At 45.6% G+C, this 26,792-nt stretch carries 24 protein-coding genes; 15 read left to right on the top strand and 9 right to left on the bottom strand.

What is annotated here, in order from left to right; all coding sequences use genetic code 11:
* Positions 1-55 precede the first annotated feature (55 nt).
* The 3 genes from GL182_RS09915 (at position 56) to GL182_RS09905 (ending at position 2,012) form a co-directional block, all read left to right on the top strand.
* A complete protein-coding gene (locus GL182_RS09915; RefSeq protein WP_163379497.1) occupies positions 56-442 on the top strand; it encodes a helix-turn-helix domain-containing protein in 387 nt (128 codons plus the stop codon).
* A 231-nt stretch (positions 443-673) separates the two neighbouring features.
* Positions 674-1,558, top strand: a complete 885-nt coding sequence (locus tag GL182_RS09910) for a helix-turn-helix transcriptional regulator (protein ID WP_410267464.1) — start codon at positions 674-676, stop codon at positions 1,556-1,558.
* A 100-nt stretch (positions 1,559-1,658) separates the two neighbouring features.
* A complete protein-coding gene (locus tag GL182_RS09905) occupies positions 1,659-2,012 on the top strand; it encodes a cupin domain-containing protein (protein ID WP_163379495.1) in 354 nt (117 codons plus the stop codon).
* A gap of 271 nt (positions 2,013-2,283) precedes the next feature.
* Here GL182_RS09905 and GL182_RS09900 read toward each other — a convergent pair whose 3' ends face one another.
* Entirely contained in the window at positions 2,284-3,543 is a 1,260-nt protein-coding gene (locus GL182_RS09900) for an acetylxylan esterase (RefSeq protein ID WP_163379494.1), read from the bottom strand.
* A 25-nt stretch (positions 3,544-3,568) separates the two neighbouring features.
* Positions 3,569-4,579 carry a dienelactone hydrolase family protein gene (locus GL182_RS09895; protein ID WP_240469762.1) on the bottom strand — a complete coding sequence of 337 codons (1,011 nt, stop codon included), beginning with the start codon at positions 4,577-4,579 and terminating at the stop codon, positions 3,569-3,571.
* A gap of 259 nt (positions 4,580-4,838) precedes the next feature.
* Here GL182_RS09895 and arsD point away from each other — a divergent pair, with 259 nt between their 5' ends.
* Genes arsD through arsB form a run of 6 tightly spaced genes read left to right on the top strand, consistent with a single transcriptional unit; the run spans position 4,839 to position 10,179 of the window.
* Entirely contained in the window at positions 4,839-5,435 is a 597-nt protein-coding gene (gene arsD, locus GL182_RS09890) for an arsenite efflux transporter metallochaperone ArsD (protein WP_163379493.1), read from the top strand.
* 38 nt (positions 5,436-5,473) lie between these two features.
* Positions 5,474-7,252, top strand: coding sequence for an arsenical pump-driving ATPase (arsA, locus tag GL182_RS09885; protein WP_163379492.1), 1,779 nt, complete (start codon positions 5,474-5,476; stop codon positions 7,250-7,252).
* A gap of 1 nt (position 7,253) precedes the next feature.
* On the top strand, positions 7,254-7,589 hold the full coding sequence (locus GL182_RS09880) for an ArsR/SmtB family transcription factor (protein WP_163379491.1): 336 nt from the start codon (positions 7,254-7,256) through the stop codon (positions 7,587-7,589).
* A gap of 12 nt (positions 7,590-7,601) precedes the next feature.
* A complete protein-coding gene (locus GL182_RS09875; protein ID WP_163379490.1) occupies positions 7,602-8,480 on the top strand; it encodes an arsenite methyltransferase in 879 nt (292 codons plus the stop codon).
* A gap of 35 nt (positions 8,481-8,515) precedes the next feature.
* Complete coding sequence (locus GL182_RS09870) at positions 8,516-9,145, top strand: low molecular weight phosphatase family protein (RefSeq protein WP_163379489.1); 630 nt, start codon at positions 8,516-8,518, stop codon at positions 9,143-9,145.
* The gene (gene arsB, locus GL182_RS09865; RefSeq protein ID WP_205603620.1) at positions 9,142-10,179 is read left to right on the top strand and encodes an ACR3 family arsenite efflux transporter; all 1,038 of its coding nucleotides are present in this window, start codon (positions 9,142-9,144) and stop codon (positions 10,177-10,179) included. Before GL182_RS09870 ends, arsB begins: the two co-directional genes overlap by 4 nt.
* Before the next feature lie 112 nt (positions 10,180-10,291).
* Here the strand turns inward: arsB and GL182_RS09860 are convergent, their stop codons facing one another.
* The 4 genes from GL182_RS09860 to GL182_RS09845 form a co-directional block, all read right to left on the bottom strand.
* Positions 10,292-10,987, bottom strand: coding sequence for a hypothetical protein (locus GL182_RS09860; RefSeq protein WP_163379488.1), 696 nt, complete (start codon positions 10,985-10,987; stop codon positions 10,292-10,294).
* A gap of 53 nt (positions 10,988-11,040) precedes the next feature.
* The gene (locus GL182_RS09855; RefSeq protein ID WP_163379487.1) at positions 11,041-11,643 is read right to left on the bottom strand and encodes a hypothetical protein; all 603 of its coding nucleotides are present in this window, start codon (positions 11,641-11,643) and stop codon (positions 11,041-11,043) included.
* A gap of 214 nt (positions 11,644-11,857) precedes the next feature.
* Positions 11,858-12,142 (bottom strand): TRL-like family protein, encoded by a 285-nt coding sequence (locus GL182_RS09850; protein WP_163379486.1) that lies wholly within the window; start codon positions 12,140-12,142, stop codon positions 11,858-11,860.
* Positions 12,143-12,499: 357 nt separating this feature from the next.
* Positions 12,500-13,318 (bottom strand): LytR/AlgR family response regulator transcription factor, encoded by an 819-nt coding sequence (locus GL182_RS09845; protein WP_163379485.1) that lies wholly within the window; start codon positions 13,316-13,318, stop codon positions 12,500-12,502.
* Between the two features lie 439 nt (positions 13,319-13,757).
* Here GL182_RS09845 and GL182_RS09840 point away from each other — a divergent pair, with 439 nt between their 5' ends.
* Entirely contained in the window at positions 13,758-14,345 is a 588-nt protein-coding gene (locus GL182_RS09840; protein WP_163379484.1) for a hypothetical protein, read from the top strand.
* Positions 14,346-14,589: 244 nt separating this feature from the next.
* On the opposite strand, the gene GL182_RS09835 is transcribed toward GL182_RS09840, so the two are convergent.
* From GL182_RS09835 to GL182_RS09825, 3 genes are all read right to left on the bottom strand, one after another.
* Positions 14,590-16,323, bottom strand: a complete 1,734-nt coding sequence (locus GL182_RS09835; RefSeq protein ID WP_205603619.1) for a histidine kinase dimerization/phosphoacceptor domain -containing protein — start codon at positions 16,321-16,323, stop codon at positions 14,590-14,592.
* 314 nt (positions 16,324-16,637) lie between these two features.
* The gene (locus tag GL182_RS09830) at positions 16,638-16,784 is read right to left on the bottom strand and encodes a hypothetical protein (protein ID WP_163379482.1); all 147 of its coding nucleotides are present in this window, start codon (positions 16,782-16,784) and stop codon (positions 16,638-16,640) included.
* A 627-nt stretch (positions 16,785-17,411) separates the two neighbouring features.
* Positions 17,412-21,473 (bottom strand): tetratricopeptide repeat protein, encoded by a 4,062-nt coding sequence (locus tag GL182_RS09825; protein ID WP_163379481.1) that lies wholly within the window; start codon positions 21,471-21,473, stop codon positions 17,412-17,414.
* 498 nt (positions 21,474-21,971) lie between these two features.
* On the opposite strand from GL182_RS09825, the gene GL182_RS09820 reads away from it, so the two are divergent.
* From GL182_RS09820 to GL182_RS09800, 5 genes are all read left to right on the top strand, one after another.
* The gene (locus GL182_RS09820; RefSeq protein WP_163379480.1) at positions 21,972-22,649 is read left to right on the top strand and encodes a helix-turn-helix transcriptional regulator; all 678 of its coding nucleotides are present in this window, start codon (positions 21,972-21,974) and stop codon (positions 22,647-22,649) included.
* A 336-nt stretch (positions 22,650-22,985) separates the two neighbouring features.
* Positions 22,986-23,837: a hemin ABC transporter substrate-binding protein gene (locus GL182_RS09815; protein WP_163379479.1), complete on the top strand. Its 852-nt coding sequence runs from the start codon at positions 22,986-22,988 to the stop codon at positions 23,835-23,837.
* 2 nt (positions 23,838-23,839) lie between these two features.
* Positions 23,840-24,901 carry a FecCD family ABC transporter permease gene (locus GL182_RS09810; RefSeq protein ID WP_163379478.1) on the top strand — a complete coding sequence of 354 codons (1,062 nt, stop codon included), beginning with the start codon at positions 23,840-23,842 and terminating at the stop codon, positions 24,899-24,901.
* A 1-nt stretch (position 24,902) separates the two neighbouring features.
* Positions 24,903-25,712, top strand: a complete 810-nt coding sequence (locus tag GL182_RS09805; protein WP_163379477.1) for a heme ABC transporter ATP-binding protein — start codon at positions 24,903-24,905, stop codon at positions 25,710-25,712.
* Positions 25,713-25,714: 2 nt separating this feature from the next.
* On the top strand, positions 25,715-26,761 hold the full coding sequence (locus tag GL182_RS09800) for a hemin-degrading factor (protein ID WP_163379476.1): 1,047 nt from the start codon (positions 25,715-25,717) through the stop codon (positions 26,759-26,761).
* Positions 26,762-26,792: the final 31 nt, after the last annotated feature.

Here is a 26,792-nt window from a genome sequence, read left to right as displayed (position 1 = left end):
TACAATAAACTAGATTTGTGATGTAATCCTTATCATTCACTTAACATTTGGGATCATGCAGTATATATTCCTTGATAGTCACCCGTTCTTGAGAACGGATAACAAAAGTATGGGAATCAATCCTAACAAATTAAGTTTTTTGGGGAAAGCGGATAGGGCCATTCTTGAACACCTGGAAGAAGAAGATTTTTCGGTTAATCATTTGGCCGATGCGGTTTGCCTGAGTCGTTCGCAGGTTCATCGTAAAATAAAAACCATGACCGGATACTCCGCTTCCATCTACATCCGAATGATACGCCTAAAAAAAGCAAAAGAATTGTTAACTATTGAGGAGCTTACCATTTCTGAAATTGCTTATCGGGTAGGCTTCAAGTCACCCGCCTATTTTTCCCAAATTTTTAAAAAAACCTTTGGTAAAAGCCCGACGGCAAGTCGAAGTTAGCGTATTTCTCTTTCGTAATATATAAAAATAGAAAGACATTGCAACTGTAGCAAAAGCCTCCCGATGCTTGAATTTTTTGTTTTGTATAATCCCTTTTACTGTAAAAACTTATGAAATCCGTCTGCATTTCTAAGGACTGTTTTACAAATACAGAAAATCATAGTCTGCGGACAAATAAATAAGCTAAACAAAAGGTCTGATCAATAAAAATCGTTAAATTATAACAACGAAATGAATATTTACGAAATCCATAAAGCAAATCCTGAGATTTTCACCCAGCTAAGGCTAAAAGATCAACTATTTCTATATTACAAGTGCCCGCAAACGGATAAGATAATTCAGTTATATTCCAATCACAACCAATTGGCCTTTACCATAGGTGGCAAAAGAATCATCCGACATGGGGATAACAAATGGATAACCAACAGGAATCAGGGAATTCTATTAAAACGTTGTGCCTTTTTGCAGGAAATACCTGCTGATTATTCAGGTTGGGAGGTCTTGGTACTGTACTTAAAAGACGATTATTTGAGGAATATTTTTGAAGAGTTCAGACCATACCTGAACTTAACTAAATTACCGAAAGTGGGCGTAAAGATGATCCAGGAATTCGAAGTTAATGATCAAATTCGTAATTATTACGAAAGTCTACTTCCCTATTTTTCTAAGCCCCAGGTATTACCTGATTCCATCTTTGAAGCAAAGTTCAAGGAATTACTTTTTAATATACTAGTTCATCCGGCCAATAATCATCTGCTTGCACATGTGAATCAACTAATCAGCGAATATGTAATTCCTATTTGGGAGGTTATGGAATCAAGCTATTGCTACGATTTAAAAATATCCGAGTTTGCAGTAATTACCAACCGAGGTACAACCACTTTCAGACGCGAATTTGAAAAACATTATCGAACCACTCCCGGGAAATGGTTGACCAAACGAAGGCTTGAAAAAGCCAGGTTACTACTTCAAACTTCAGAGAAAAGGATAGGTGATATCACCTTTGAATGCGGATTCAAAAATATATCTCATTTTAGCCGTATTTTTAAAGAGAAGTTCAACTTGTCCCCCAACCAATACCGCATGCTGAACAATCAATCAAAACAATATGATTGAGCAGGAAAACAAAAATATATGCTTTTTAAGAAAAACTACCCGGTGTCCATTCCACTAAATTTGTGATGTAATCATTATCAATCACGTAAAATTTAGCATCATGAAGTATTTATTAGGTTTGCCAATGTTGTTTTTATGCATCACACTCATGGGTCAGGTACAGAATTCCCAGGAGTCAAATGAAAAAGTCTTAATTGACAATGACAAAGTAAAGGTATTTGAACACTCAAGTCTACCAAAAGGCGAAGTCTGTGGAGAAGGAATGCATCACCATGAACCCCACTTAACGGTAATCCTGACTGATGCGAAAGTCCAAATAACGCCTGATAATGGGAAACCTCAGGTAATTGAAGTTAAATCCAGAACATCCATGTGGTTTGAATCCGAAACGCATTCAGTGATTAACAAAGGGGATAAGCCTACTAAAATGGTATTGGTTTATTTGAAGGAATGAAAAAAAGATCTCTTGTTTTCAGCAAAGACCTCAATGGTTATGACCGCTGGGGTTTCCCTAACCCCGGCGGTCTTTTACGAGAACAATATTTGTATTTTCAACATCACTCTACCTTAGGGTGAAACCATCGAGGTCGCGAAGACCTCAACGGTTATGACCGCTGGGGTTTCCCCAACCCCGGCGGTCTTTTACGAGAACAATATTTGTATTTTCAACATCACTTTACCTAAGGGTGAGACCATCGAGGTCGCGAAGACCTCAACGGTTGTGATCATTTACTTTTCCAATGCTTATCCGCAAAATTGAAATATTGGTGCATGTCATAAGGCAGCATCCCATGACCACCACTTCTCACATGATACCCAATATCTCCCATTATTGGCTGGTCGACAGCAGGTTGCTCATTTACGGGCATACCGGTTTTGCCCAAAAGTTGATAGACCGGATTGGCATGTAAGCCGCTTAAAAATTCTCCCCTGGGGTCGGCCCAGCGGTCCTCCTCTCCACTGGCAATGTACACCGGTCGGGGGGCCAAAAGGGCGATCAATTGGTGCTGATCGATGGGGAGTTCATCTTCATTTTCACTGTAATGGCTAAATCTTTTGGCGAACCAATGAGGAAAAGCCCGGTTAATCCTGCCTACCGTCTCCCCATACCTCCTCCGGGATAAAGCTGCACCACCGCAACCCGAATTATTGGAGATTACCATGGCAAAACGTGAATCGGAGGCTCCAGCCCATAATGCCGCTTTTCCCAAACGACTGTGTCCCAGCACGGCCACCTTTGTAGCATCCACCTCCTCCAGGGTTTCCAGGTAATCCATTACCCTGGAAAGTCCCCAGGCCCAGGCGGCCACAGCTCCCCAGGAGTTTTCATCTCTTTCCTCCTGATACAAGGCATGTACGCCATTATCAAACCCGTCATCAAAGTCAGGATCCAATTCTCCATAGTACAGGGTTGCTATCCCATAACCCCTGTTGATGGCTTCTTCAACCCCCCAATTATCTCGTCTCAGCCCCCTTCCCTTTTCAGAAGCCCTGTTTTCAGAAGAGCCATAGGTCTCATTGTTTCTGATCCAGGCATCGGTAACCCTGATGGCCTGGTCTTCGGACAAAGTATGGTTACCATAAAAATTAAGACCTAAAAATACTGGTGATCGAAGATTCGATTTAGGCAGGTACATTAACAAATAAATATCCACTTGTTTTCCTTGCCGGATGAGCGAAAGCTTCACCTCTTTTCTTATGGCCATGCCCCCTACTGCATTATCAGTAGATGAAATCACTTCTGCCCGGGATTCGCCATCCCAGTGGGGACTTTTCCCATATACTTCCCGCTCAAAAATGTCGTGTATTTCCAGGCGTCTCCTTTCCCAGTCTTCAGCGGTATTTATTGCCTGCCCATTATCGAAAATTAGCGGGTCAGGTAAATGATATTCCGGTACTTCAGCTTCGTCGTAATTGGGCTCGAATTCTTGAGAAAAAACCAGTAAAGGGAGAAAAAAGAAGGATAATAGGTAAATCGATCTCATGTCAATTGGGTTTATTTTTTCCAATTTACAACCAATCCCTCAAAAACTGCAATATATCCTGCCTCATCTCAGCGGTTTCTTCATGGGCTACCGGGTAAATATTTAATTTCCAGGCTTCAGGGGCGCCATCTTTTGCATAGACCTCCTGCAGATTTTTATCGATAATTTTAAGCCCCTCCAAGGGTGTGAGGGGATCGAACTCCCCCGCCAGACCCAAATGTGGCCTGGGAGAAATAAGGGCATTGATGTCGGAGGTAGAAAAATGGTTCAACAGGTCTGGAACGTAATAATAAATCCCATGAAGTCGGAGCTCTCCCTGCTCCATCAAAGTATGAAAATCAGTTAGGCAATTCAAGTCCACACAGACCTTGATCCGATCATCCAAAGCAGCCAGCCACCAGGACATGGTACTGCCCATGGACATGCCCATGGTGGCGATGCGGTCTTTATCGATATCATCTCTGGATACCAGGTAGTCCAGGGCCCGCAAGTTGTCATAGACCATCATCCCAAAAAGTACCTGTCCCTGCCAGATCATCTCTTTAAAAATATCCAGTTCAGCCCTTCCCGACCTTTCACCAAAGCCCCAGGAATCAATGCACAATCCGGCATAGCCCTCTTTGGCCAGGGCAAAGGCATAGGGAGGTGATTGCATTTCTTTTCTTCCATTCACAAATTCATTTTTTCCTACCTCGTATTGGCCAAAATGGGAATGGTTAAAAAGCACTACAGGCAGTTTTCCGCTTGCATTTTTGGGTTTGGAAAAATAAGCGGGAACCAATTCCTGCCCGTTGATGTCCAACATTAATTTCTCTATGATGACTCCGTCTTTTTCTTCCGTGGAAACCAGTTCTACGGTAATTGGACGCTCCCTGTCCGGTAACCTGCCCAAAAGTTGGTATAATTTATTCCGTTGTGCTTCCTTATTTTCAGTCTTTTGCATGGCTTTTACGGGTCTCTGGGTTTGGGGAAATAATTCGGTCAAAGGAGCAAAGAAGATCAGGATAGCAAAAAGGTATGATGTTACATTTTCCATAAGGTGTCATTTTAATGGAATAATACGTGAAAATTAAATTCAAATTCTTTCCAAAAATATACTTCTCATCGGTGTTTTCCTCCCTCACCATGGTTTTTTGCAAAAGGATTTTTTATACGGCCAGGTTTCCTCCATAAATTCGATGCTAAAGGCCCTTGCAATGATTCGATAAATTTATTTTTAATAAAGGCCAAAACATTTTTATTCCTCCATATTAATCGTAATATTGCAATGTATTAATAAAGGAAAGGAACCGATCATGAAAATAACCCTATTAGACCCTGCCATGTGTTGTAGTACCGGCATATGTGGTCCCGAAGTGGATGATGTCCTGGTACAGACAGCAGCCCATGTCAAGTGGTTGAAGTCGCTGGGCCATGAAGTTCACCGGCATAACCTCTCCAATGATGGAGAAGCTTTTAATGAATACCCTGAGGCCCTAGCCAAATTACAGCAGGATGGAATGGACTCCTTGCCCTATATTTTGGTCAAGGGAAGGGTGGTTATGGCAGGTAAATACCCTTCTAAAGCAGAATGGACACAAGTTTTAGAGGAGGAAACACCAGAAGACGGCTCGGAGGGCTCCCCTATTCAGAATAACACAAGCCAGAAGACCACAACACTTATTGGCATTGGGGCGGCCATAGCCTCCTCCAATGAAAGTGCGCTGAAACATTATGTAGCAGCGGCAAAAAAATACGGGATTGCTATTCAGGAAATTGCGGAAGCCATGAATATTGGAAATGAAGTAAAAAACACCCTTAGTCAGGAACTCATCAATCAGGCCAATGCCTTGCTGAATGAAATGGAGCCGGCAGCTACCAATGCCTGTGCTCCGGGATCAGGCTGTTGCTAAGCCGTTTCATTACGCTCATCCATAAATTAAAGGAAATCATGCCAAGCACGAAAACACAATATCTTTTTTTTACAGGCAAAGGGGGGGTAGGAAAAACTTCTTTATCCTGCGCTACTGCTGTTAAAATGGCTGATGAAGGCCATAGAGTGCTATTGATCAGCACAGATCCGGCATCCAACCTGGAGGATGTACTGGACAGTCCGGTCAGCGAAAAAATTCAAGCGGTAAAAGGACTGGACAATCTTTTTGCCCTCAACATCAATCCGGAAATTGCTGCTGATGAGTACCGCAATCGGGTAACGGAGCCCTTAAGCCGTATTTTGTCTGCAGCTGATATCAAAAAAATGAAGGAAGAGCTTTCCGGGGCCTGCACTACTGAAATCGCTTCTTTCGACGAATTTTCCCGCTTTATTTCAGGAGAAAACGAAGGCAATCAATTCGATGTCATCATTTTCGATACTGCTCCTACGGGACATACCTTAAGGCTGTTGGAACTGCCTGCTGCCTGGGCTGCCTTTTCAGAAGAAAATCCGGACGGGGCTTCCTGTTTAGGTCCCACTTCAGCCTTGAAAAGCAGTCAGGAACGTTATAATAAGGTGGTTTCCACTTTAAGAGATGCTGATCAAACGACTTTTTTTCTGGTTGCCCGGGCTGAAAAGTCCTCTTTGAAGGAGGCTTCACGCAGCAGTAAGGAACTCGGGGAATTGGGATTGAACAATCAAAAATTACATGTCAATGGGGTTTTTAAGGCCCTGGATCCTACCGATGATTTTGCCGTCAAAATGGAAGAAATGGCACAAAAGCAATTGAAATCCATCCCTGAAAACCTGAAGGGTCTGGCCATGCAGGAATATCCCCTTTTATCTTATAATGTATTGGGCATTGAAAAGCTCCGTTCCCTGTTGGATAAGCAACTGCAGGAAAAGATAGTTTCCGGTAAAGACAGGCGGATCCTGCATGTAGATGGGCTGGATCAATTGGTCGCAAAGCTAACCAAAAATAAGGATCATGGTTTGATCATGACCATGGGAAAGGGTGGCGTGGGTAAAACTCTTGCGGCTTCCGCCCTGGCCATCATGATTGCAAGGAAAGGTTTTGAAGTACATTTAACAACCACAGACCCGGCAGCCCATGTAGAGGACTTTATCCAGCAATTGGATGAAATTCCGCCCAGCCTTACCGTAGATCGTATCGATCCCAAATTGGAAACCCAAAGGTATACCGAAAAAATATTGCAGCAGAAAGGTGCCAACCTGGATGATCAGGGTAAAATGCTCCTGCTAGAAGATTTGAAATCCCCTTGTACGGAAGAAGTGGCTGTATTTCATGCTTTTTCCAAAGCCATCCAGCAGGCCAAACGGAAATTTGTGGTGATTGATACGGCTCCTACCGGCCATACCCTATTGCTACTGGATACCGCCGGAAGCTACCACCGTGAGGTGATGCGACATACAGGCCTGCATGCGGATAAAATAAAAACTCCCTTTATGGCTCTGAAAGATGGGGATTTGACAAAGGTCATCTTGGTGTCCCTACCGGAAACCACACCCATGAGAGAGGCTGCTGCACTGCAGGAGGATTTAAAGCGGGCCGGAATCAGCCCCTATGCCTGGCTGGTAAACCAGAGCTTATCCATGCAGGATTCCTTCAGGGACCCCCTACTCAGTAGCAGGGCCGCTGCAGAAGGGAAGGTTTTCAAAATCATCAGTGAAGAACTTGCTGATAGGGTATTTGGCATTCCCTACTTGCCGACAGAAAATCTATTGCCAGCCTTGCTGGATTTCTATAAAGAAAACATATTGGAAAATAACCTTTAAGATGGGAGTAACCAAAAGTGATTTATTCAGCGAAACGCAAAATGAACTGGCGGCAGTTGCCAAAGTTCTGGCACATCCCGCAAGGATTGCCATCATTCAATACTTGCTCAAATCTAACACCTGCATCAATGGACATTTGGTAGAAGAATTGGGACTGGCACAAGCCACCATCAGCCAACACCTAAAGGAATTAAAAAACAGTGGTATCATTCAAGGGACCATAGAAGGAGTTTCGGTAAGCTATTGCATTAATCCGCTTAGATGGGAAGAAATCAAGGGTATATTTAATTCTCTTTTTGAAAGCTTTCCTTCTCCCAATTGTGGTCCAAATTGCTAAATCAAAACAAAAATGAAAACATCAGCAACATTAAAGAAACTGGTTCAGGAAAAATACAGTGAAATCGCCCACCAGGAAAATCCATCCTGTTGTGGCAGCAAAGATGAAAACCAGGAGGTTTATCACATGATGTCCGACGATTACACCAAGATCGAAGGCTATCAGGCCACCGCAGACCTGGGATTGGGTTGTGGATTGCCTACCCAATTTGCACAAATACAAAAAGGAGATACGGTCATTGACCTGGGTTCCGGAGCTGGAAACGATTGTTTCATCGCCAGACACGAAACTGGTGAGAGTGGTAAAGTGATCGGGATTGACTTTACTGAGGCCATGATCCACAAAGCCAGGATAAATGCAGAAAAATTGGGCTTGAACAATGTAGAATTCCGCCAGGGAGATATTGAGGACATGCCGGTCTCCGACAATCTGGCGGATGTCATTGTCAGCAATTGTGTGCTTAACCTGGTGCCTGACAAGGAAAAAGTGATCCGGGAGATATACCGCTGCCTGAAACCAGGTGGGCATTTCAGCATCTCCGACATTGTGTTGGCGGGAGAGTTGCCGGAAGCCCTGAAGACGGATGCTGAAATGTATGCCGGATGCGTATCCGGGGCCATTCAAAAAAATGACTATATCAGTCACATCAAGGAGGCAGGGTTTATAGACCTGGTTATTCAAAAGGAAAAACCTATACTACTACCTGATAGCATTTTGGACCGCTACATGGATGCAGAGCAGAAAGTGCTTTTCAAGTCCGGAGAAACAGGTATTTTCAGTATCACGGTATTTGCCAGAAAACCTGGTATCAAACCTTTAAAATCCCTTTCCAATGCAATCGGAAGCCCATCCAACCAATGTACTCCCGGTGCTGCATCAGGTTGTTGCTAAACCATTTCCATCCACCAAGAATACACTTTACACTCATGTCAGCATCTAATAATGAATTGTTTCCTGAAATTCAGGCAACCATAAAATCACTTGATATTCACGCAATTTCAAAGGAGAGAAAAGCGCTGTTACAGTCTCTGACAACTTATATTCAGGATAAGGTAAACCAGGACAAAGTGCTCAGGCTCAACTTTATATGTACCCATAATTCACGCCGCAGCCACCTGTCCCAGATTTGGGCACAGGCCATGGCAGCGTATTACGGCATCCCTCATGCATTCTGCTATTCAGGAGGTACAGCAGCCACCGCGCTTTTTCCCATGGCTGCTGAAACGCTGGCAAATCAGGGTTTTGAAATAACTACACTTTCCGAAGGTAAGAACCCCATATATAGTATCAAGTACGGTGAAAATGCCCATCCGGTCATAGGATTTTCCAAAACCTATGATGATACTTTCAACCCAAAATCGGAATTTGCGGCCATTATGACCTGCTCCCAGGCTGATGAGGGCTGTCCATATATTGCAGGAGCAGAAAAGCGTATCCCGATTACCTATGATGATCCGAAGGCATTTGATCATACGCCGCAACAAGCGGAAAAATACCTGGAGAGAAGTCTCCAGATCGCCACTGAATTGAGTCATGCATTTTCTAAAATAAAATGAGCATCAAAACCGAAAAAAAAGAAATGGCTTTTTTTGAAAGGTACCTGAGTCTCTGGGTAGCCTTTTGTATACTGGGTGGTATAGCTATCGGCTTTGTTGCCGGGGATGCCATGGCCTATCTCAGTTCCCTGGAAATTTACCAGGTAAATATTCCCATCGCCATCCTGATATGGTTGATGATTTACCCCATGATGCTTCAGATTGATTTTTCCAGTTTGAAAAAAATCGGAAAAAAACCCAAGGGCATCGTGCTGACCCTGGTGATCAATTGGCTGATCAAACCCTTTACCATGACTTTTTTCGCCTGGTTGTTCTTTTCCAACATTTACAGCGCTTTCATTTCCCCCGAACTGGCAGGGGAATACATTGCAGGGGCCATTTTGCTGGGAGCAGCCCCCTGTACCGCCATGGTTTTTGTCTGGTCCTACCTCAGTGATGGAGACCCAAACTATACCCTGATGCAGGTTTCTGTTAATGACCTGATCATTTTAGTGGCCTTCGTTCCAATTGTAGGGTTCCTTTTAGGGATTACGGATGTGTACATTCCCTATGAGACCCTTATCATCAGCATAATCATTTATGTGGTGGTCCCGCTTTTGGCTGGCTATTTGACCAGCAGGACTTTGATAAAAGCAAAGGGGGAAGCCTGGTTCACAAATAGGTTTTTACCCAAATTCAAACCTGTTAGCATGCTTGCCTTATTGTTGACACTTATCTTATTGTTTGCCTTTCAAGGTGGAAATATCCTGGATAATCCCTGGATCATCTTCTTTATAGCCATTCCTTTGATCATACAGACCTACTTTATCTTTTTTCTTGCCTGGTTTTCAGGAAAAAAGCTAAAATTGACTCATGCTGTTTGTGCCCCGGCAGCCATGATTGGTGCCAGTAATTTTTTCGAGTTATCGGTAGCGGTTGCCATTGCCTTATTTGGTCTGGAAAGTCCCGCAGCCCTGGTATGCGTGGTGGGGGTTTTGGTAGAAGTTCCTGTAATGCTTTCCCTGGTGGCTTTTGCCAATAAGAGAAAATATTAGCATGGACCATCATAAAGTATAGCACCCGCAAGACGCATGGTTCTCAATCGACTTATCGTTTTCAGATGTTTCCAACATGATGAATAAATCACCTAAGGGTCCTTCCGGTGATTTACCAGGAAAGGTCTGTAAATTCACCTGAACTGACTGCAACCAAAATTTCTCTTTCCACGTCATAAGCAGAAAAGGAAAATGTTCCGGAAAACCGCCGGGCATCCAGGTCGATTCCTGTAATTTTTAGCTCAAAATCTGCAGGAATCTCCTCCCAGGCACTTAATTCAGAATCAAAACCCAGAATTTTTGTTTGACCGTCAAAAACCGTTTCGTCATTGGAATCGTCATCCCCAATTGAGTCAAAGGTTTCTTTAAATATCACTGCGTAACCACCACTTTTAACAATTTCAAAGGTCCCTTCGGTATTTAATTTACCTTCAACATTTTTAAAAATGGCACCCTTTTTCAACTCGTTAACTGAGTTTACATTTAGGTTAATACTGATTCCTATGCGTTGCCCTGTAGTTACCTTGAGAGCAGTAATGGATAGGTAAGAAAAGCCATTGGGATTATCGTCATATTCCGTTGAAATACCTTCTCCTAGCAGCCATTTATCACTTTCAATGTGTATTTTCTCGCCATCAACTTCAAATAACAAATGGCTATTATATTGGGTTGCATCCACTTCCTCTTCGCCCGCTTCTTGTTGGGTTTCTGTCTCCTCAACATCCGTATCGGGATCAATGTCCTCCCCGGAAATGGGTCCACAAGACAAAAGGAGGAGAAAGGAAAGGTATACCAGTAGATTTTTCATAACAGATTAATTTAAATTTTTAGTAATACTAAATTTCAGGTAAAACTCCGGATCTACCAGGTGATGTTTTTGAATTCCCCATTGGTTACCTTGACGATAATATCCGCCGCTTCATCATAGGCTTCAAAGGAAAAATTCCCTGAAACAAGCCTTTCCTCCGGATCGTATGCTGTTATCTCCACGTTAATTGACCCCTGCTCAGCAGTACCTGCTTCGTATTCCTCAAATTCCTCCAAGTGGCCTTTGCTAATAACGGCAAAGGCTCTGAAAGAATCAGCAATAAGGTTCTCCTCATTCATCGTTTCGAACTGGGTGCCAACCTGGACACCAGTCAGATCTGGTCCCATTAAATGGATTTGTATTAAGACGCCTCGCTGACTACTTAACACCACATCGGCAGCCGAAATAATCAAAGAAAAGCCCAGAGAACTGGTTTTGTGTTCTGCTTCTACCAGATCTACCTGAATGTCTTTACCTTTGGGAACAAGTGCCATAAAATCAGCTCCGTTTACGATAGCTTTTACAAAGTGATCCCCTTCTTGTGGCTCATTTTCTTCCAGGGTATCTTCTACCAAATCGGATAGATCGCAGGAAGAGAATAAAATGCAGGCAGCAAGCAACAATGTCGAATAAAAAGATATTGTATTTTTTTCCATGAGTAAATTAGTTATTATAAACCGAAATGTACAGGTTACTTCCTGATGATGAAGTACCAGCCTTTAAACCATTACATGAGGGTAAAAGCGACAGAAAACTAACCCATAAAAACTTTGAAAGAGCTTGTGTGTGTTTGGAGCTAACTGGTTTAAATGCATTCATTTTGTAAATGGGGCAAATGGGACGGATTTTCTCCGTCCCATGATGGTGTACCTATTCACCTGTAACTGTTGTTTCGTAAGTAATGATAATTCCTAAAACATTGCTTGTCTTGATATCAACAGTCGAAATTCGTGTAATCCCACCATTTTTTGCTGCACGCTGAATGCTGGCATCCTGGTCAAAAAAGAGCACTCCCAGGTATCCTGTTGCCTTAGCTGTACCCACTTTTGTGCCCACTGGATTACTCGTAGCATTCACCGGGAGGGTCAGGGCACAACCTGACATCAGTGTAACAGCAACTAAAATGGCGAGCATGGTTTTTAATCTTCCAATCATGATTTTTGATTTTTAGTAAGCGATAAAATTTTCTTTGAATTTTCGTTTTTTTGCCAGGTTTGATATCCCTTATAAAGTAAATCACCTGCAATCCATAATGACAAAAATAGAGGGGCATCTACTGGTTTCGGCCACCAATATTGGTGGTTTGGAGTAAAAAGGATTTTTCAGCCCAGGAGGCCTGAACAAGTTTCAGCATTTTTGCAAACTGAGGTTATTGGAAAACAATCAAATTTTTTTTCAAAAAAAGTTAAACCCTAAAATGGGCACTGGCCTATCTACTATTATTTTTAAAGCATCCCTTAGTAATAGCATGGGTTACCCAATTAAAATAATGTGCATTGGATTTCTGTTTTCTTAGCCAATTTTCCCCAACCGCTCATAAAGTCTGGCCCGGGTATCTCCATTTTGGGGGATGGGTAGGGAATGGGTCAGGCTTTTACCAGGAAAAACTTCTTGAATGACACCTACATGGTTGTGCTTAATCTGCTGAATCCTGCTGAGGCAGACGATGTGTTTGCGGCTAAGCTGGAAAAAATTCGGCACTAGTTTTTCGCGATGTTCCTGGAAAAAATTTTTCAGGCCTGGTGAGGTAAATACCACCGGGAATTCTTGCCCGTCAAGGAACGCCCGAATGGTTTTGCCATCCGCCTCAAGTAAAACGAGCTTCTCTAAAGGTAATGCGGTAAGTTCCCCATGAGCGGTAGCTACAAAAATGGCAGCCGGTTTCTTTGATTTTGAATAGGGTGATTCAGACAATGAATGCGCTGATAATTCAGAATGTGCTTTTCGAATCAGCAGCAATTCCAGCTGATCGACAAGTTGTTGTCGGTCGTAAGGCTTGCGTAAAAAGCCATAAGGAGCGGTAAGTTTGGCCGAATCGAAGCCAATCTCGGTTGGCAAACCGGACAAATATAAAATCCGCACAGCAGGCTGGGTCAGGTTGATATGATGAGCAAGCTTGATACCCGCCTGCTTGTCTCCCTGCAAATCAATGTCCAGCAAGACCACATCCGGCTGCCCGGTATGCAGCAACTCCACTGCCTGCGCAACGGTCTCCGCCGGTCCGAGAACGGTAAGCGGTGACAGGGGAAATAGTTTTGATAAATCGGAAACAATTAAGTCTCCTAAAAAAGGATCATCTTCCACTACCAACACCTGTATTTGTTTCTGCATGGACGTGTAATTTGGCTGCCTATTCTATAATGCCGTCTTTCTTCTAAAACTTTTGCGAACGAGGTGATGGTATCAGGTAAAGAAAAGGTACCCTACCCCTTCTTTTACCATCCATCCAACGTTCGTTGGTACTCAGGGTGAAGATTTGAACGGTAAGTGTAGGAATAAACCCATCCGAAAACAAATTACCTGCGTCTTATTCCTGCAGGAAGCTAAAAAAACTACCCGCCCTTTGCAAAACCTTTGCGCTTGCTTTGCTTAAAATACGTTTGATTTACGGTATCGTTCGCCAGGAAGGCAGCCATAAAGAAGAAAAAACCTGTGATAGACCACCAGAATTGGTGAAGAAGGCCGGGTCGGAGACCGCTATTTTTGTCATACAAGGCAATAATAATACTTGCGCTGGCAACAGTCTAAATCTCCAAAACCTACTACCACAATGAAAAAGCCATTGAGTCTACCAATCCTCAGTTTTCTTTTAATTCTACTGCCCGGCTGCACCGAAGATCCAGCAGACCCGGATTCGGAAACGTCAGCAGAACAACGCATTACCGCCAAAATAGATGGCAGAGACTTTAAAGCAGTCATGCCAGTAGAACAGGATCCGGAGGCCGAATTTATCGTAACCAACCTGACTATTTACCCCAATGAAAGCGGTTTTGTCCTGGGTATTACCGGTATAGATGGAAGTTGGGAGGATGCCGCCGCGGTGGATGTTCGCGTCATCTTAATTGGGCCGGATTTAGGGTCCTTGAAAGCAGGAACTGTTTTTGAAAATCGGATTACGGATACCGAACCCACCTTTGACGGGTACGTGGCAGCAGGTCTCACTACCATGCTTTTGCCAAGTATGGAAAATGCATACATCGCACTGACAGATGATTTTGGGACCATATCGGCAGAGATTACTGCCATCGACCACGAGGCCAAACGGATTTCTGGTACCTTTGCGTTTACTGCCGTCGATCCGGATGAGGACAGGACCGTAGTGATAACTGAGGGGGAATTCAAAAACATTCAGTGGTAATCTGAAACCAGGAGTCCTAACCCTGAGAATGTGAATTTGAGTTAAGAACGTACGTAAAACCGGGCTATATCCTCACTGCGACCTTTATATTGCGTGTACCAGGCTGCGGTAGTCCCTTATTATGGCTTCCTTTGCATATACCCACTCCAAGAGATTCAGGATGTAGGGTTTATCGTTAAAACAGGTAGAACTCGTGTTAAAACGGTGATTTCCCCTATAAATAAAAAACCTGGCGTCGGGGAATTTACCCTTTTAATTTAATCAAATAGCAGGTACCGCCTTCGGTGGTCACGGTTAGTTCCGCCTGTATAAAACGGGCCAGGCGGGAAATCAACCCTTGTCCCACACCGGTAAGTTCCGCCTTGTCCGCTGATCCCTTTCCATTATCCCCTACCAGAAGCAAGAGGTGATTTTCAGACCGGGACAAGGAAAGGCTAATCATCGGGTGCGCTACTTCATGAGCTGCATGTTTGATGGAGTTGGTGATGATTTCCGCCACCATCAATCCGCAATTCAAAACCGTTTTCACCGGCAAAACCGCCTCGGTATTCAGCTCAACCGAATACGTGATTGCTGGGTGGATTGGATTCGAAAAGGCTTCTTTTAACCGTTCCACCAGTTCCTGCAAAAACTTGCCCAACGAGACTTCTTCTTCATTTTCGATCCCGTAGGTAAATTGCTGCAGGGAGGCGGCCGAAACGATGGCGGCTTCCACCTGCTGCAGCTTCTCCTGGGTTGCCGAATCCTCCAGGCTATCGGAAGTCATGCGCAGGAGGGCCTGCAAGCGCATCAGCAAGTTAAACGAATGGTGCTTGATTTCGAGTTTTTGAAGCGCAATCAGTCGGTTATTATCTCTTAGTCGGCGGTTTAGCCGAATAAAGAAAAAACTCACCAAGGCCGCAAAAACCAGCCCTGCGAGCAAAAACCACATCAACTGGGCATTTTTTCTGGATTCGGCCCTGGCCAAAGCTGCTTCCTGCAATAGGTTCTGGGCTTCCAGGTTCTTTTCCCGAAGAACGGCACTGGCCTCCAGGCGTTGCACTGCCAATTGTTCTGTCTGGAAAACTTCCTGACGTACCGCAGCCAACTCCTTATGGGTGCGTAGGGCCTCGGCCTGTCTTCCTTCCCGCTCCAAAAGGAAGGTACGCAACGATAGGTAGTCCAGGTAAAGCTCCTTCACTGGAACCTCCTCCAGCAGTGCCCCTGCCTTTTTCAGGTAGGCGGCGGCCTGTTGGGTTTGATCGCTTTTCAATGACAATTTTGCCAGGTTATTATAGTTTTCAACCATGCCCTCCTTATCCCCTTTTTCAACATACAATGCATTCGCCTGCAACAAGTACCGGGAAGCCTGGTTCAGGCTGTCCAGCGCCAGGTAGTTTTCGCCGATATTGTTGAGGTTACTTGCTTTTTCAGTTGCTTCCATACCCAGCTCTTCCTTTAACTGAAGGGAGCGCAGGTTGTAATACAGGCTGCTTTCCTGGAGCCCAAGACCTGCATAGCTAATTGCCAGATTGGTATACAGGTAGGCCTGCATGGGCGGATCGGGGCGGATCCGCAATACATTCAGGGCTTCCCGGTGTTTTTCCAACGCAAAACCCCATTTTTCCAGGTTTTGGTAGAGAATCCCGCCTGCATTGAGCAAATCAAGCACCATTTTCCAATCCTGGCGGATTTTTGCCAGCCGCAGTGCCTCCTGATTGGCCTCCAGGGAACGGGCATACATACCCAGTTGCCGGTAGGCCATGGCCAGAGAGGTTTGGGACCCGATCCACTTTACCGTGTCTTGCAGTTGACGAGCCATCCGGGTGGCGCGTTCGTAATTTTGGGCACTTTCCATGTATTCCTGGAGCAGGTAGTGGGAATATCCGAGGTTGTTAAAGGCCATTCGCGCATTGTCCGCCTCCTCCACCCAGTCTGCGTGCCTAGTAAGCAACGTAAGTAATTCAATGGCGGCTGCAAATTCCTCCCGATCCATCATTTCTTGCGCCACTTGATACAGGGAATCCGGGTCTGTGATCGACCGAGCCTGTAGTCCGGTTATTACCAAAAAACAAAAAGGAAGCAAGTAGCGCATCAAAGGTCCCAAGGCGAGCGGATAGTATCAGATAATTGAAAATGGAAAAGCTAAATATACTACCTTCTTTGGATTTTCGGCAAAATTGGTCGTTGATCCCTGGTCCGGGATGGTCATTTGAAGATTTTTCCAGGTGGTTTATGAAAAAAAGCAGGGGTCCCTGCGGTGGGGACCCCCGTTTGGTGAATACTCATTGAATTGGTTTTCCGGAAAAGGCATCAGTCCTTTCCGGGAGGTACGTTTTCGTCCGGGTCCTGGATCATTTCCTTCGACGGGAGTTCCATGTTTTCTTTTACTTTCAAAAGATCACAGGCTCCCAGCAGCAAGGCTCCGATAACCATAACCATTACTCCTTTCGTTTTCATGGCGAAAAGGGTTAAGTGGTTGCACGCATCTGCCAACAGGCCAAAAGGGGGAAACCGAAGAAGCCATTAGCTGCTCACCCCAGACTTCGCAGCCCGGCTCCTTCGTTAATACATATGTTCCGGTAGCTCTCCAACCGCCTCCGCTCGTTTGGACAAGATATCCTGACGTCCCGGGATAGCTTCAAAAAGAGGCGGTGAGTTCGTTGAGATAAAGGTGGACAGGTATTGGCAAAAAAGTATATCGCCGATGGATCGGCGATATCGGTTAATTATCGGGATTTAACTTTTTTCGGATTTCTACCTTTGCAACCACCAGTGAAAAACTCTGGTTTCTTCAATGCTCGTCCTACCAAGGATTTAATGGCTTAACCAAGCGCACGAAACAGATCGGAATGGAGGGCACTACAATTAAGCGTTACCAGAACAAATTCCCCTTTCTCTTAAGAGGCTAGGGGGAATTATTGAAAAAATAGCCGCATATCCTGCGCATAATTCCGGAATTAGGTCGTCAAAAATGGCATCCTTTCACATGTTTGAAAACCAGTCGAAAGAGGATATGCGATCCAAAAGGAATTTTCAGGAAGAGAAAAAGACGTTTTTTGAGGCGATTCGTCTAAAAAAATTAGGCTATTCGCCCTTTTCCAGGTCGTCTTCGACTTTTTTCAACCAACTTTTGACAGTCAGCCTAACTTGATGTGTTTCCCCGAGATGAAGATCAGCTATTGAAGAAGCAGTTAGCAAGAGCCTTTTCGCCTCAAGTAAGTTCTTTTTGCCGGTTAAATCATACAGAACCAACGCCAGATTTAAGCGAGGAATCACCGTTTGCGGAGCATCGGAAGAGAAATTCTTTATATTAGAGGCGAGGGACCTTTCGAGTTCCCTTTGCGCTATTTTTAGATTTTCATGGCCACCTAATTTCCTGAGCAGTAGACCAAAATTCGATCGCACCACGGAAACCGTAGGTGCATCGTTACCTAAACGTTTTTCATATAACGATAAGGCGGTTTTTAGTTCGCCTTTTGCCCGGATATTGTTTTCGATTCCTCCAATATCCTGCAGTACTGCGGCAAGGTTTGATCGGAGCGTGGCGGTCGCCGGAGCTTCGTTACCCAGGTTTTCTACATAAGACGAAAGTGCACGCTCTAGTTCGATTCTTGCACGAATTAAGTTTTCTTCTCCCCCGATTTCCTTAAGCAGCATGGCCAAATTGGATCGAACTATGGATACAGGCACAGCGTTTACCCCATAGCTCTTTTCATAGGAAACGAGCGCCTTTTCAAATTCCATTTTCGCTAGTTGTAGGTTTTCAGGTCCACCAAGATATTGGTGTACCAAAGCTAAATTCGATCGATGTTTTGCTACCACTGGAGCGGTTTCACCAAAATTTTTCACATCGGAGACTAGCGCCATTTGTATTTGTTCGGAAGCAAATAGTAGGTTTTCACGGCCTCCAATATTTTGTCGGACCATTGCCAGGTTAGCTCGTAAAACGGCAACCGATGGAAAATCCTCTCCGTAATGCCTTAAGCAAGATTCGAGGGCACTTTCCAGTTCTGACAGGGCGCGCATTAAATACTCCCGACCGCCCAGCTCCCTGTATACAACAGCCAGGTTTGACCGGTACCTGGCAGCATCGGGACCATCTGCTCCAAAGTTTTTTACATAGGATTTTAGTGCCTGCTCAAGAACGTCCGCTGAACGAATCAGATTAGCTCGCCCTCCAAGGTCCTTACGGACCAGGGCCAAGTTTGAGCGACTTCTTTCCACTGCAGGGCTCGATTCGCCAAAGTTTTTTAAGTCCGAGGAGATTGCCTCGGTAAGCTCCGCTTCAGCCAATAGTAAATTTTTACGGCCTCCTAGGCCTTTATAACAAAGTGCCAGGTTGGAACGCATCACCGCTACCGTAGGAGAATCCTCGCCGAAGTTTTTTAACTTAGAAGCAAGGGCTTTCTTAAGTTCAGCGACAGCACGTAGCAAATTAGTAGTACCCCCTATTGCTTGCAGCGTAAGCGCCAGATTCGATCGCACGGAAGCTATTTCATCCGCTTCTTCGCCAAAAATTTTCCGGTACGATGCAAGGGCTAGCTCAAGTTCCGTAGCAGCTCTAAGAAGATTGTTTTTTCCACTTAAAGTAAGCAAAATGGTCGCCAGATTTGATCTACTTCTTGCAACAGCAGGGGCAAAATCCCCAAAATTTATCAAGTTTGATTCAAGGGAACGCTCTAATTCTCCTACCGCACGACTGAGGTTAGCTTTCCCCTCAAGTTTGTTGAGAACAACTCCCAAATTTGATCTCCAGATTGCAACCGTAGGGGCGTTTTTTCCAAAATGGTTTATTCCTGAAATAACCGCTTTCTCAAGTTCGACAGCTGCACATGCCAGGTTTTCATGCCCTCCAAGTTCCGTAAGTGCCAGTGCCAGGTTGCTTCTGCATCTCGCTGCCTCTGGGGAGTCCTCCCCGAAGTTTGCAATGTCGGAACGGAGGGCTTTCTTTAATTCCGCTACCGCTAAAAGTTGATTGTCTCGGCCACCAACCAGGTACAGGATCATCGCCCTGTTGGATCGCATCACCGCCACGGAGGGAGCTTCTTCGGCTTCGATTTTCAGGCCCGAATCAAGAGCCTTTTCGCTTTCTTCCAATGCACGCGAAAGACTTTCTTTTTTTCCGACACCTATTAATGCAGTAGCTAAATTCGATCGCATCATACCCACCTCGAGATGCTCTTCCCCAAAGTGCTGAATACCTAATGCCAATGCTTTTTCTAATTCTACTACTGCACGAGCGATGTTTTTTTCCCCGTTGATAGTTTTCAAGAATATGCCATGGCTATTTAAAAATCTACTATACATCGGATCCATGCAATCCTTAAAAATCAACGATAAGCTACCGGCGATTGGCTGCCATTTGAACGTTTTATGAAAGTCGTCTTTTTTGGGGTCTTTCTGAATCAAAAAACCAACCCGCTCCACCAGTCCTTTGCCTTCCTCCCAAAGTTGCTCCTGGTGCTTGTTTATCGCTAGGTCCTGGATTACCGGACTCATTCGAAAGACCTGAGCGCCATCTCCACCTAGCCAGCCTTTTGCGTACAATTTCTTCAAATTACTCCGAAATTCGCGCTTGTTACCGGGTTGAAATAGCTCGTGCAACACTTCCAGCCGGTGGTCGCCTTTTGGAAGTAAGGCCAGGTTAATTAGCAATGAATTCAGGCGAGTATCCAGTTTGGAAAAATCGTGCAATCCATCCAGGATATCCGTCGTGGTAGCCAAATCACTTTTCCTCCGGTAAAAGGCATAGTTTGTTGCGATGTCTTCCTGACTTTCCGCCAAATACAGCCCCTCAGCCTCCAATCTCTCCAAAAATTCCCGCAACCCGAACCGTTCTCTCTCGCCTCCCCAAAACTCCTCCCGGAGTTGCTTGGCAAAAACTTCGATCAGTAGTGTATTATATCCAATGGCAGAAATCAATTTGTCTAGCAATGCTTCAAATGCAGCTCCGGACTCCAGGGCGCCCCCGGATGCATCCCGGTAGTGTCCTTTAAAAAGCGCCTTCGCTGCCGGGGTAGAGAGGGCTGGCAATTCATACTCACTGATTCCTTCCCATTTCATCCTTACCCGACTGGTGACCAGCACCTGCCAATTGAATCCCTGAAAAGCCATTAGGAATTCCCCAAGATCGTCTTCCACATTATCGAGCACAAGCAAGAAATCGTCTTCCATTGCTTTCAACTTGTGCTGAATCATCCGCAGCCTGTCCTTTTCGACAAGATCCTGGAAAGGCAAGCCTAGAAAGTGAGCCATTTCATCGATTGCCTTCAGCGTCCCCTGTTCGCAATACAACCAAGCCAGGTTTTTATAGGTTTGGCTGCGAATAGACCGGTGGTAATAGGCCGCCGCCACGGTGGTTTTACCCATACCTCCTTCGGCATGAAGTAGCAGGCTGCCGTTCTGACGGAGTTGTTCCGTTATTTCCACCAGGGATTCCTCTCTGCCCAAAAAGTAATCGGTTCTGGGTTCAGTAACGGCATTCGGAACCAATTCTCGAGGCGTTTCTGTTTGTTTTTTCCGGTTGTAGATTTTGTTTGTCTGTAAATTGAACGCCGACCCGGTTATCAAGGCCTGGTAGATAGGATCGGTATCGGCTTGGTAGTCCTCCCCAAAGGCATTTCGTAAATAATCCTTAAAGTTAGTGTACCCGCAGAATGCAGCTAACAGATCGAGAAAACCGGTATCCATGTGTTCGATTTTCTCGTTTGGATGGATACAACGCCTTGCCTTGAGCCAAAAATCCTGAACTCGCCTATAAGTCAGCGCATGGTATTTAAACCCGCTTGCCTCCATTATCCCATCAACCTTCCCGAAATCAAATTGCTTGATTGCACGCCGATCCGCAGGACTTTCAACCAGGTTCATCAGTTTATTGAGGAAGTCTTGCAATTGCTGACAGGTATGAATATCTACTTCTTGCCTATCGTAAGGGGATAGGTATTCGGAGGGCTCAAATGCCTGTTTCGGAGCATTTGGGAACATGGATTTTATGTAATCGGTTTCCTTGACGAAAAAATCGCGAAAAGATTCCGAAAAGTGAAGCCCCAGTCTGAAGTAGGCATAATAGTCGGAAAAGGGCTTGGGAAGAGAAGCTAATTTCTCATTTTCGGAAATCAGTTTGCCGGTTTTGGATACACGTGCCATGTTATTTGCAGATTTAAAAAAAATCAATGTAGTAAATCCGCCGACATTTTCGCCAGGGACTTACTCATTTTTTACCAATTAGTTGTTTTTTACATAGCGATTAGTGCATGTCGTTGCTCTGTTAACGGGCCTCTTTTCACAGCTCGCCCAAATCTGCACGTTTCTATACCTTTCCTATTCCTTTAGAATCTTCCATGCGCCAAGTAGGATGTTGGCCGTGCATGAACGTATTGCAAACGCTTCCAGTAAGGTTCATTTGTTTTCATGACCGCATGCGATGGATGGCACTTCACTGAAAATAGTTGGGGATCACAGAATTATCAACCGAGTGGAACATCGTTTTATCCAAAACCAAATGAGCCGCAGCTCCCCCATCCCATTCCCCAAAAAGCAACCTTTATCCCTTAACTGCCCACCTTCGTGAACATCATTTCTGTTCCTTAAGCTCCCTGATTTACTTGACCACCAAAAGTAGTGATTACCAAAAAACAGGATCAAATGAGCTCCAAAAGTAGTGGCAAACAAGATGAGTTGGCAGCCAAAATCCAGGCCTTTCGCATGGCTGCCGACTGGATACCCGGCATTAAAATCATACAGCGGACCGAACCCTGGGAAAACCTGTTTATCTGCAGTCAGGGAAAGGAACGATACGGGCTTTCGGAAAGCTTTTTCCAACACCTTCCCAGCCATGAGTTCAGGCGATTGGTTTTTGATCCGGAAAGTCCCGATACCTGCCTGATCGGACCGCCAGGAGCCATTGAAAGCGATCTGGCAATCAAAAAATTTTATTTACGCAGAATTTCCCATAGCGAAGAACCAGAAATGGAACTGATCAGCGTTGTACCAATCTTATCCGACCAAGCTGCCTTTGGCCAGTGTTTACTGATTCAGATCGTACCCATCGATTTGCAGGCCTGGGCAGCCCCGAAGACCAATCGGATTGCCAACGAACTCTCTTTCCAAAAAAGAAACTATAAAAAATTCCGACAACTCTCAGACAGAAATAAAGAGGTACTGGCACTGATAGGCCGCTGTAAAAAAGCCGAGGAAATTGGCGAGGAATTGTTTATCGGCGTGAATACGGTGAACTCGCACAAGAAACGCATCAAGGAACTCCTGGAAACCAACGATACCTGGGAACTGATCCAATACGGGCTGGCCTTTGATTTGGTTTGAACCCCTTTTGCGTAAAGCTCATATCACCAGTGTCACTTCCCGTAGTCCGGCCCGTTGCGCTGATCCCCCTACCCTACACTCAAACCTGCCGGTGCGGCTGCGTTTTTTCAGGCAATCGCATGCTCCCCCAAGCAGCCGAAACCTAAAAATGGCACCCGATAAAATGATCGCTGCCCTCATTTTATTCCGAGTGACAATTGCAAAAATCTATCGGATTTAAAATTGGTTGATTGTCAATCAAATCTGTTACCCAATAGAAATTTTCAATTAAAATTAATTTGGATTTAATCTAAATAGACTAATATTTGTGCCGGTATTTAAAATTGATCTAAATAAATGAAAAAATCATTGTTACTCCCTGCTGTTGTCATGGCACTCGTACTTTCAACGAATGCGCAGGCATTTCAAGCCAACGATACCTCCATTATCACCGCAGGAGGTACCATCACAGAAATCGTGTACGAACTCGGTTTCGGACCGGCGATCATCGCCACGGATATTACATCCACCTACCCCGCTTCCATGCAGCAATTGCCCTCCATCGGCTACCGCAACCAAATCAAAGCCGAAGGAATTCTGGCACTGGGGCCGGACATGCTTTTGATAGAGACCGGCTACTTCAATCCGGACGTGGTCGCCCAGCTAAAATCGGCAGGGTTGGAAATACACCAGTTTGACAAGCCCACCGATGTCTCCGGCACCTACCGCATCATTCGGGAATTGGCAAATTTTCTGAAGGTTCCTGAAAAAGGAAAGGCGCTTACCAGCCAGCTGGAAAAGGATGTAGAAGCCCTTGAGGCCTACACGGAGGACCTTTCAAAAAAACCGAAAATGGCTTTTGTCATGGCCCGTGGACTGGAAAACGTCTTTGTAGCCGGAGAAGATACCTTCGCCGCATCCTTGCTGCAAATGGCAGCCATCGAATCGGTGGGCAGGGGCTTTAGTGATTTCATTCCGCTTACCCCGGAGGCAATGGTGTCCATGAATCCGGAATACCTGCTGTTCTTTGAGTCCAGTCTGCGCTCGCTTGGTGGAAAGGAAGCCGTGAAAAATATCCGTGGCGTCGAACAAACGATTGCCTGCAAGCAAAATGGAATCCTTGCCTTTGACGGGCTCTACCTGTCAGGATTTGGTCCCCGGGTAGCCAAAGCAGCACTGGAACTGGCCAAAAGTGTAAACCGCAACTGAGCATGATTCAAAACCTGAGTTATTCAAAAACCGCTCAACATTCCCTGGTACTGGCTGCACTGGGAATCGGCCTTGTATTGCTTGGGCTGCTTTCCATCACCATTGGTGCATTTCCCATTCCCTTTGGCCATGCCGTTTCCATTTTATTGAGTCAGGTGGGCATCGATTCGGGTACCTTCACCGAACAGGAGGCCAACGTGCTGTGGCAAATTCGCTTACCCAGAATCGTGCTGGCCATTCTGGTAGGCGGTGGTTTGGGGGTATCGGGAGCGGCGCTGCAGGGCCTTTTTAGAAACCCCCTGGTAGAACCGGGACTCATTGGGGTAAGCAGCGGAGGTGCTTTGTTTGCGGTCATTTTTATCGTTTTTGGCTCCTCTTTCCCCTGGCTTGGTTCGGTGTTCGGAAGTTTCAGCCTGCCCCTGGTCGCTTTTATTGGCGGCTTGATAAACGTGATGTTGGTATACAAAATGGCCAATCAACGAGGCAAAACAGATATTTCCCTGCTCATATTGGCGGGCGTTGCCTTGACCGCACTATCGGGGGCACTGATCGGTTTGGCCATCTTCTACGCAGACGAGGCCGCCTTGCGAAATTTCACCTTCTGGAGCCTGGGAGATGTGGGCGGAGCAAATTGGGACAAGGTAAAAATAGCCTTTATCCTGATTCTGTTTCCCTCCCTCCTGATTATCAATCAATTTCGAAACCTCAATGCCCTGGCAATCGGAGAAAACGAGGCCTTTCACATGGGAGTGGACGTACAGCGGGTGAAGTACATCGTGTTATTTATGGGTGCCCTGGTGGTGGGCGTAGGGGTATCGATGACGGGTACCATTGGATTTGTGGGGCTCATCGTCCCCCATCTCTTGCGGCTATCTTTCGGCGCCGACCACCGCCTGGTGCTTCCCGGAGCCTTTCTTCTGGGCGCTTTCCTGCTCAACGGAGCGGATTTGCTTGCCCGGACGGTGGTGATGCCCGCAGAATTGCCCATTGGGATCATTACCGCCATCCTTGGCTCTCCTTTCTTTATCTGGCTCATCCTACATGTAAAAAAACTCAACAGTTGATATGTTAGACGCAAAACACATTCAGTACTATATTGGAAACCGGCCCATTGTGAATCGGGCAACTATTCAGGTCCTGCCCGGAGAATTGACGGCCATCCTCGGTCCGAATGGTGCCGGGAAATCGACGCTCTTCCGGCTACTATCGGGAGAACTATCCTGCAAACAGGGTCTGATTACCTACAATGGGCAGCCATTAAAAGGAATGAAAACCAGGCAGCTGGCCTCCTTGCGTGCAGTCATGCCACAGCACAGCACACTTACCTTTCCCTTTCAGGCCATGGAAGTCGTATCGCTTGGCCTGATGTATTGTCGGCCCAATGACCCAAAAATGATTCTAAAAGAGGTCATGTCTGCCACCCAAACCTGGCAGCTGAAAGATCAGTTGTACGGCAACTTATCCGGAGGTGAAAAGCAGCGGGTACAGCTGGCACGGGTATTGGCGCAAATATGGGAAATCAAGGCCACTCCCCGCTACTTGCTTTTGGATGAACCGACTTCCAGTATGGATATTGCCCAGCAGCACCACATCATGCAAATTATCCAGCAACTCAAAACGCGGAATATTGGCATTTTGGCCATACTCCACGACTTGAACCTCGCAGCAAATTATGCCGATAAGGTACTGCTGCTTAAACAAGGCAAGGTACTGCACCAGGGTGCGGTACGAACCGTAATGACTCCGGAAAACCTGCAAGGGGTATTTGATTATCCCTTGTCGGTACAATCGAACGGTCCCGGCGCACCGATTTATATCAGCAGCCTTCCCTCATCTGCTACTTCATCAAAGAATTATACCTACAAACTCGCTTAAATATGGAAACTACTCTGAAATATCCCTCCTCCACTGCTTTGAAAAAGGCCTGGGAGGAACTAAAGTCAAACCAGCCAAAAACCAGAATACGGGATGCCGCCCGCATCCTTCAGGTATCCGAGCTTGACTTATTGCTGACTACGGATAACCCCGCCCCCATCCGATTGAAAGCCGATTGGGCGAATATTCTTCTTTCTTGCAGGGAGTTGGGAAAAGTGATGGCCTTGACCAGAAACGAGGGCTGTGTCCTGGAGCACAAAGGAAATTTTCAAAAAATCACCATCCACGGCACCCCTCTTCACCAAATTGCCACGGTAATCGGACCCATTGAGCAGCGGGTGTTTTTTGGCAAGTGGAAATACGGCTTTGCCGTGGCCACCGATACGCCAAGGGGCATCATGCGCAGCCTTCAGTTTTTTGACCAGTCTGGAGAGGCTGTGATGAAAATTTACCTACAGGAAAAAAGCAACCAGGATGCCTACGACAATATGATTTGCGCCTACCGCAGCGAGGAACCCTTGCAGGGCATTCAGGTACAGCCTTTCGAGAACGAAATCCACGCTACTTCCGTAGATCAGGAAGCTTTTGCCCGGGACTGGGAAAACATGAAAGATACCCACGATTTCTTCGGTATGCTCCGCAAATACAATATGCACCGGCTGGACGCCATCAAATGGATCGGTAAAAAATGGGCCTACCAAGTGGATCGCCTTTCGGTCAGGAAGATTCTGGAGGTGGCATCCGCAGACAAATTGCCTATCATGATCTTTGTGGGAAACAAAGGAAACATTCAAATCCACCAGGGAAAAGTACGCACCATCCGGCAAATGGGGAACTGGCTGAACGTAATGGATCCGGACTTCAACATGCACCTGGACGAGTCCTGTATCGACTCGGCCTGGGTGGTGCATAAGCATACCGACGATGGATTGGTATCTTCCCTGGAGCTATTTGATGCCGACAGGGAGATGATTGCCCAGTTTTTTGGGCTCCGGAAGCCAGGCCTTCCGCAGAAAGAACAATGGAAACATTTAATCGACCAACTTTAATACTTTCCCGGTGGTCTGCCGGCCATCGGGA

The organism is Cyclobacterium sp. SYSU L10401, from assembly GCF_010993705.1.
In the GTDB taxonomy this organism is placed as follows: domain Bacteria; phylum Bacteroidota; class Bacteroidia; order Cytophagales; family Cyclobacteriaceae; genus Cyclobacterium.
This window is presented reverse-complemented; position numbering and strand designations above follow the sequence as displayed.

Coding starts and splice junctions, on each gene's coding strand:
- GL182_RS09915 (WP_163379497.1), top strand. CDS start 56: ATGCAGTATATATTCCTTGATAGTCACCCGTTCTTGAGAACGGATAAC.
- GL182_RS09910 (WP_410267464.1), top strand. CDS start 674: ATGAATATTTACGAAATCCATAAAGCAAATCCTGAGATTTTCACCCAG.
- GL182_RS09905 (WP_163379495.1), top strand. CDS start 1,659: ATGAAGTATTTATTAGGTTTGCCAATGTTGTTTTTATGCATCACACTC.
- GL182_RS09900 (WP_163379494.1), bottom strand. CDS start 3,543: ATGAGATCGATTTACCTATTATCCTTCTTTTTTCTCCCTTTACTGGTT.
- GL182_RS09895 (WP_240469762.1), bottom strand. CDS start 4,579: ATGGAAAATGTAACATCATACCTTTTTGCTATCCTGATCTTCTTTGCT.
- arsD (WP_163379493.1), top strand. CDS start 4,839: ATGAAAATAACCCTATTAGACCCTGCCATGTGTTGTAGTACCGGCATA.
- arsA (WP_163379492.1), top strand. CDS start 5,474: ATGCCAAGCACGAAAACACAATATCTTTTTTTTACAGGCAAAGGGGGG.
- GL182_RS09880 (WP_163379491.1), top strand. CDS start 7,254: ATGGGAGTAACCAAAAGTGATTTATTCAGCGAAACGCAAAATGAACTG.
- GL182_RS09875 (WP_163379490.1), top strand. CDS start 7,602: ATGAAAACATCAGCAACATTAAAGAAACTGGTTCAGGAAAAATACAGT.
- GL182_RS09870 (WP_163379489.1), top strand. CDS start 8,516: ATGTCAGCATCTAATAATGAATTGTTTCCTGAAATTCAGGCAACCATA.
- arsB (WP_205603620.1), top strand. CDS start 9,142: ATGAGCATCAAAACCGAAAAAAAAGAAATGGCTTTTTTTGAAAGGTAC.
- GL182_RS09860 (WP_163379488.1), bottom strand. CDS start 10,987: ATGAAAAATCTACTGGTATACCTTTCCTTTCTCCTCCTTTTGTCTTGT.
- GL182_RS09855 (WP_163379487.1), bottom strand. CDS start 11,643: ATGGAAAAAAATACAATATCTTTTTATTCGACATTGTTGCTTGCTGCC.
- GL182_RS09850 (WP_163379486.1), bottom strand. CDS start 12,142: ATGATTGGAAGATTAAAAACCATGCTCGCCATTTTAGTTGCTGTTACA.
- GL182_RS09845 (WP_163379485.1), bottom strand. CDS start 13,318: ATGCAGAAACAAATACAGGTGTTGGTAGTGGAAGATGATCCTTTTTTA.
- GL182_RS09840 (WP_163379484.1), top strand. CDS start 13,758: ATGAAAAAGCCATTGAGTCTACCAATCCTCAGTTTTCTTTTAATTCTA.
- GL182_RS09835 (WP_205603619.1), bottom strand. CDS start 16,323: ATGATGGATCGGGAGGAATTTGCAGCCGCCATTGAATTACTTACGTTG.
- GL182_RS09830 (WP_163379482.1), bottom strand. CDS start 16,784: ATGAAAACGAAAGGAGTAATGGTTATGGTTATCGGAGCCTTGCTGCTG.
- GL182_RS09825 (WP_163379481.1), bottom strand. CDS start 21,473: ATGGCACGTGTATCCAAAACCGGCAAACTGATTTCCGAAAATGAGAAA.
- GL182_RS09820 (WP_163379480.1), top strand. CDS start 21,972: ATGAGCTCCAAAAGTAGTGGCAAACAAGATGAGTTGGCAGCCAAAATC.
- GL182_RS09815 (WP_163379479.1), top strand. CDS start 22,986: ATGAAAAAATCATTGTTACTCCCTGCTGTTGTCATGGCACTCGTACTT.
- GL182_RS09810 (WP_163379478.1), top strand. CDS start 23,840: ATGATTCAAAACCTGAGTTATTCAAAAACCGCTCAACATTCCCTGGTA.
- GL182_RS09805 (WP_163379477.1), top strand. CDS start 24,903: ATGTTAGACGCAAAACACATTCAGTACTATATTGGAAACCGGCCCATT.
- GL182_RS09800 (WP_163379476.1), top strand. CDS start 25,715: ATGGAAACTACTCTGAAATATCCCTCCTCCACTGCTTTGAAAAAGGCC.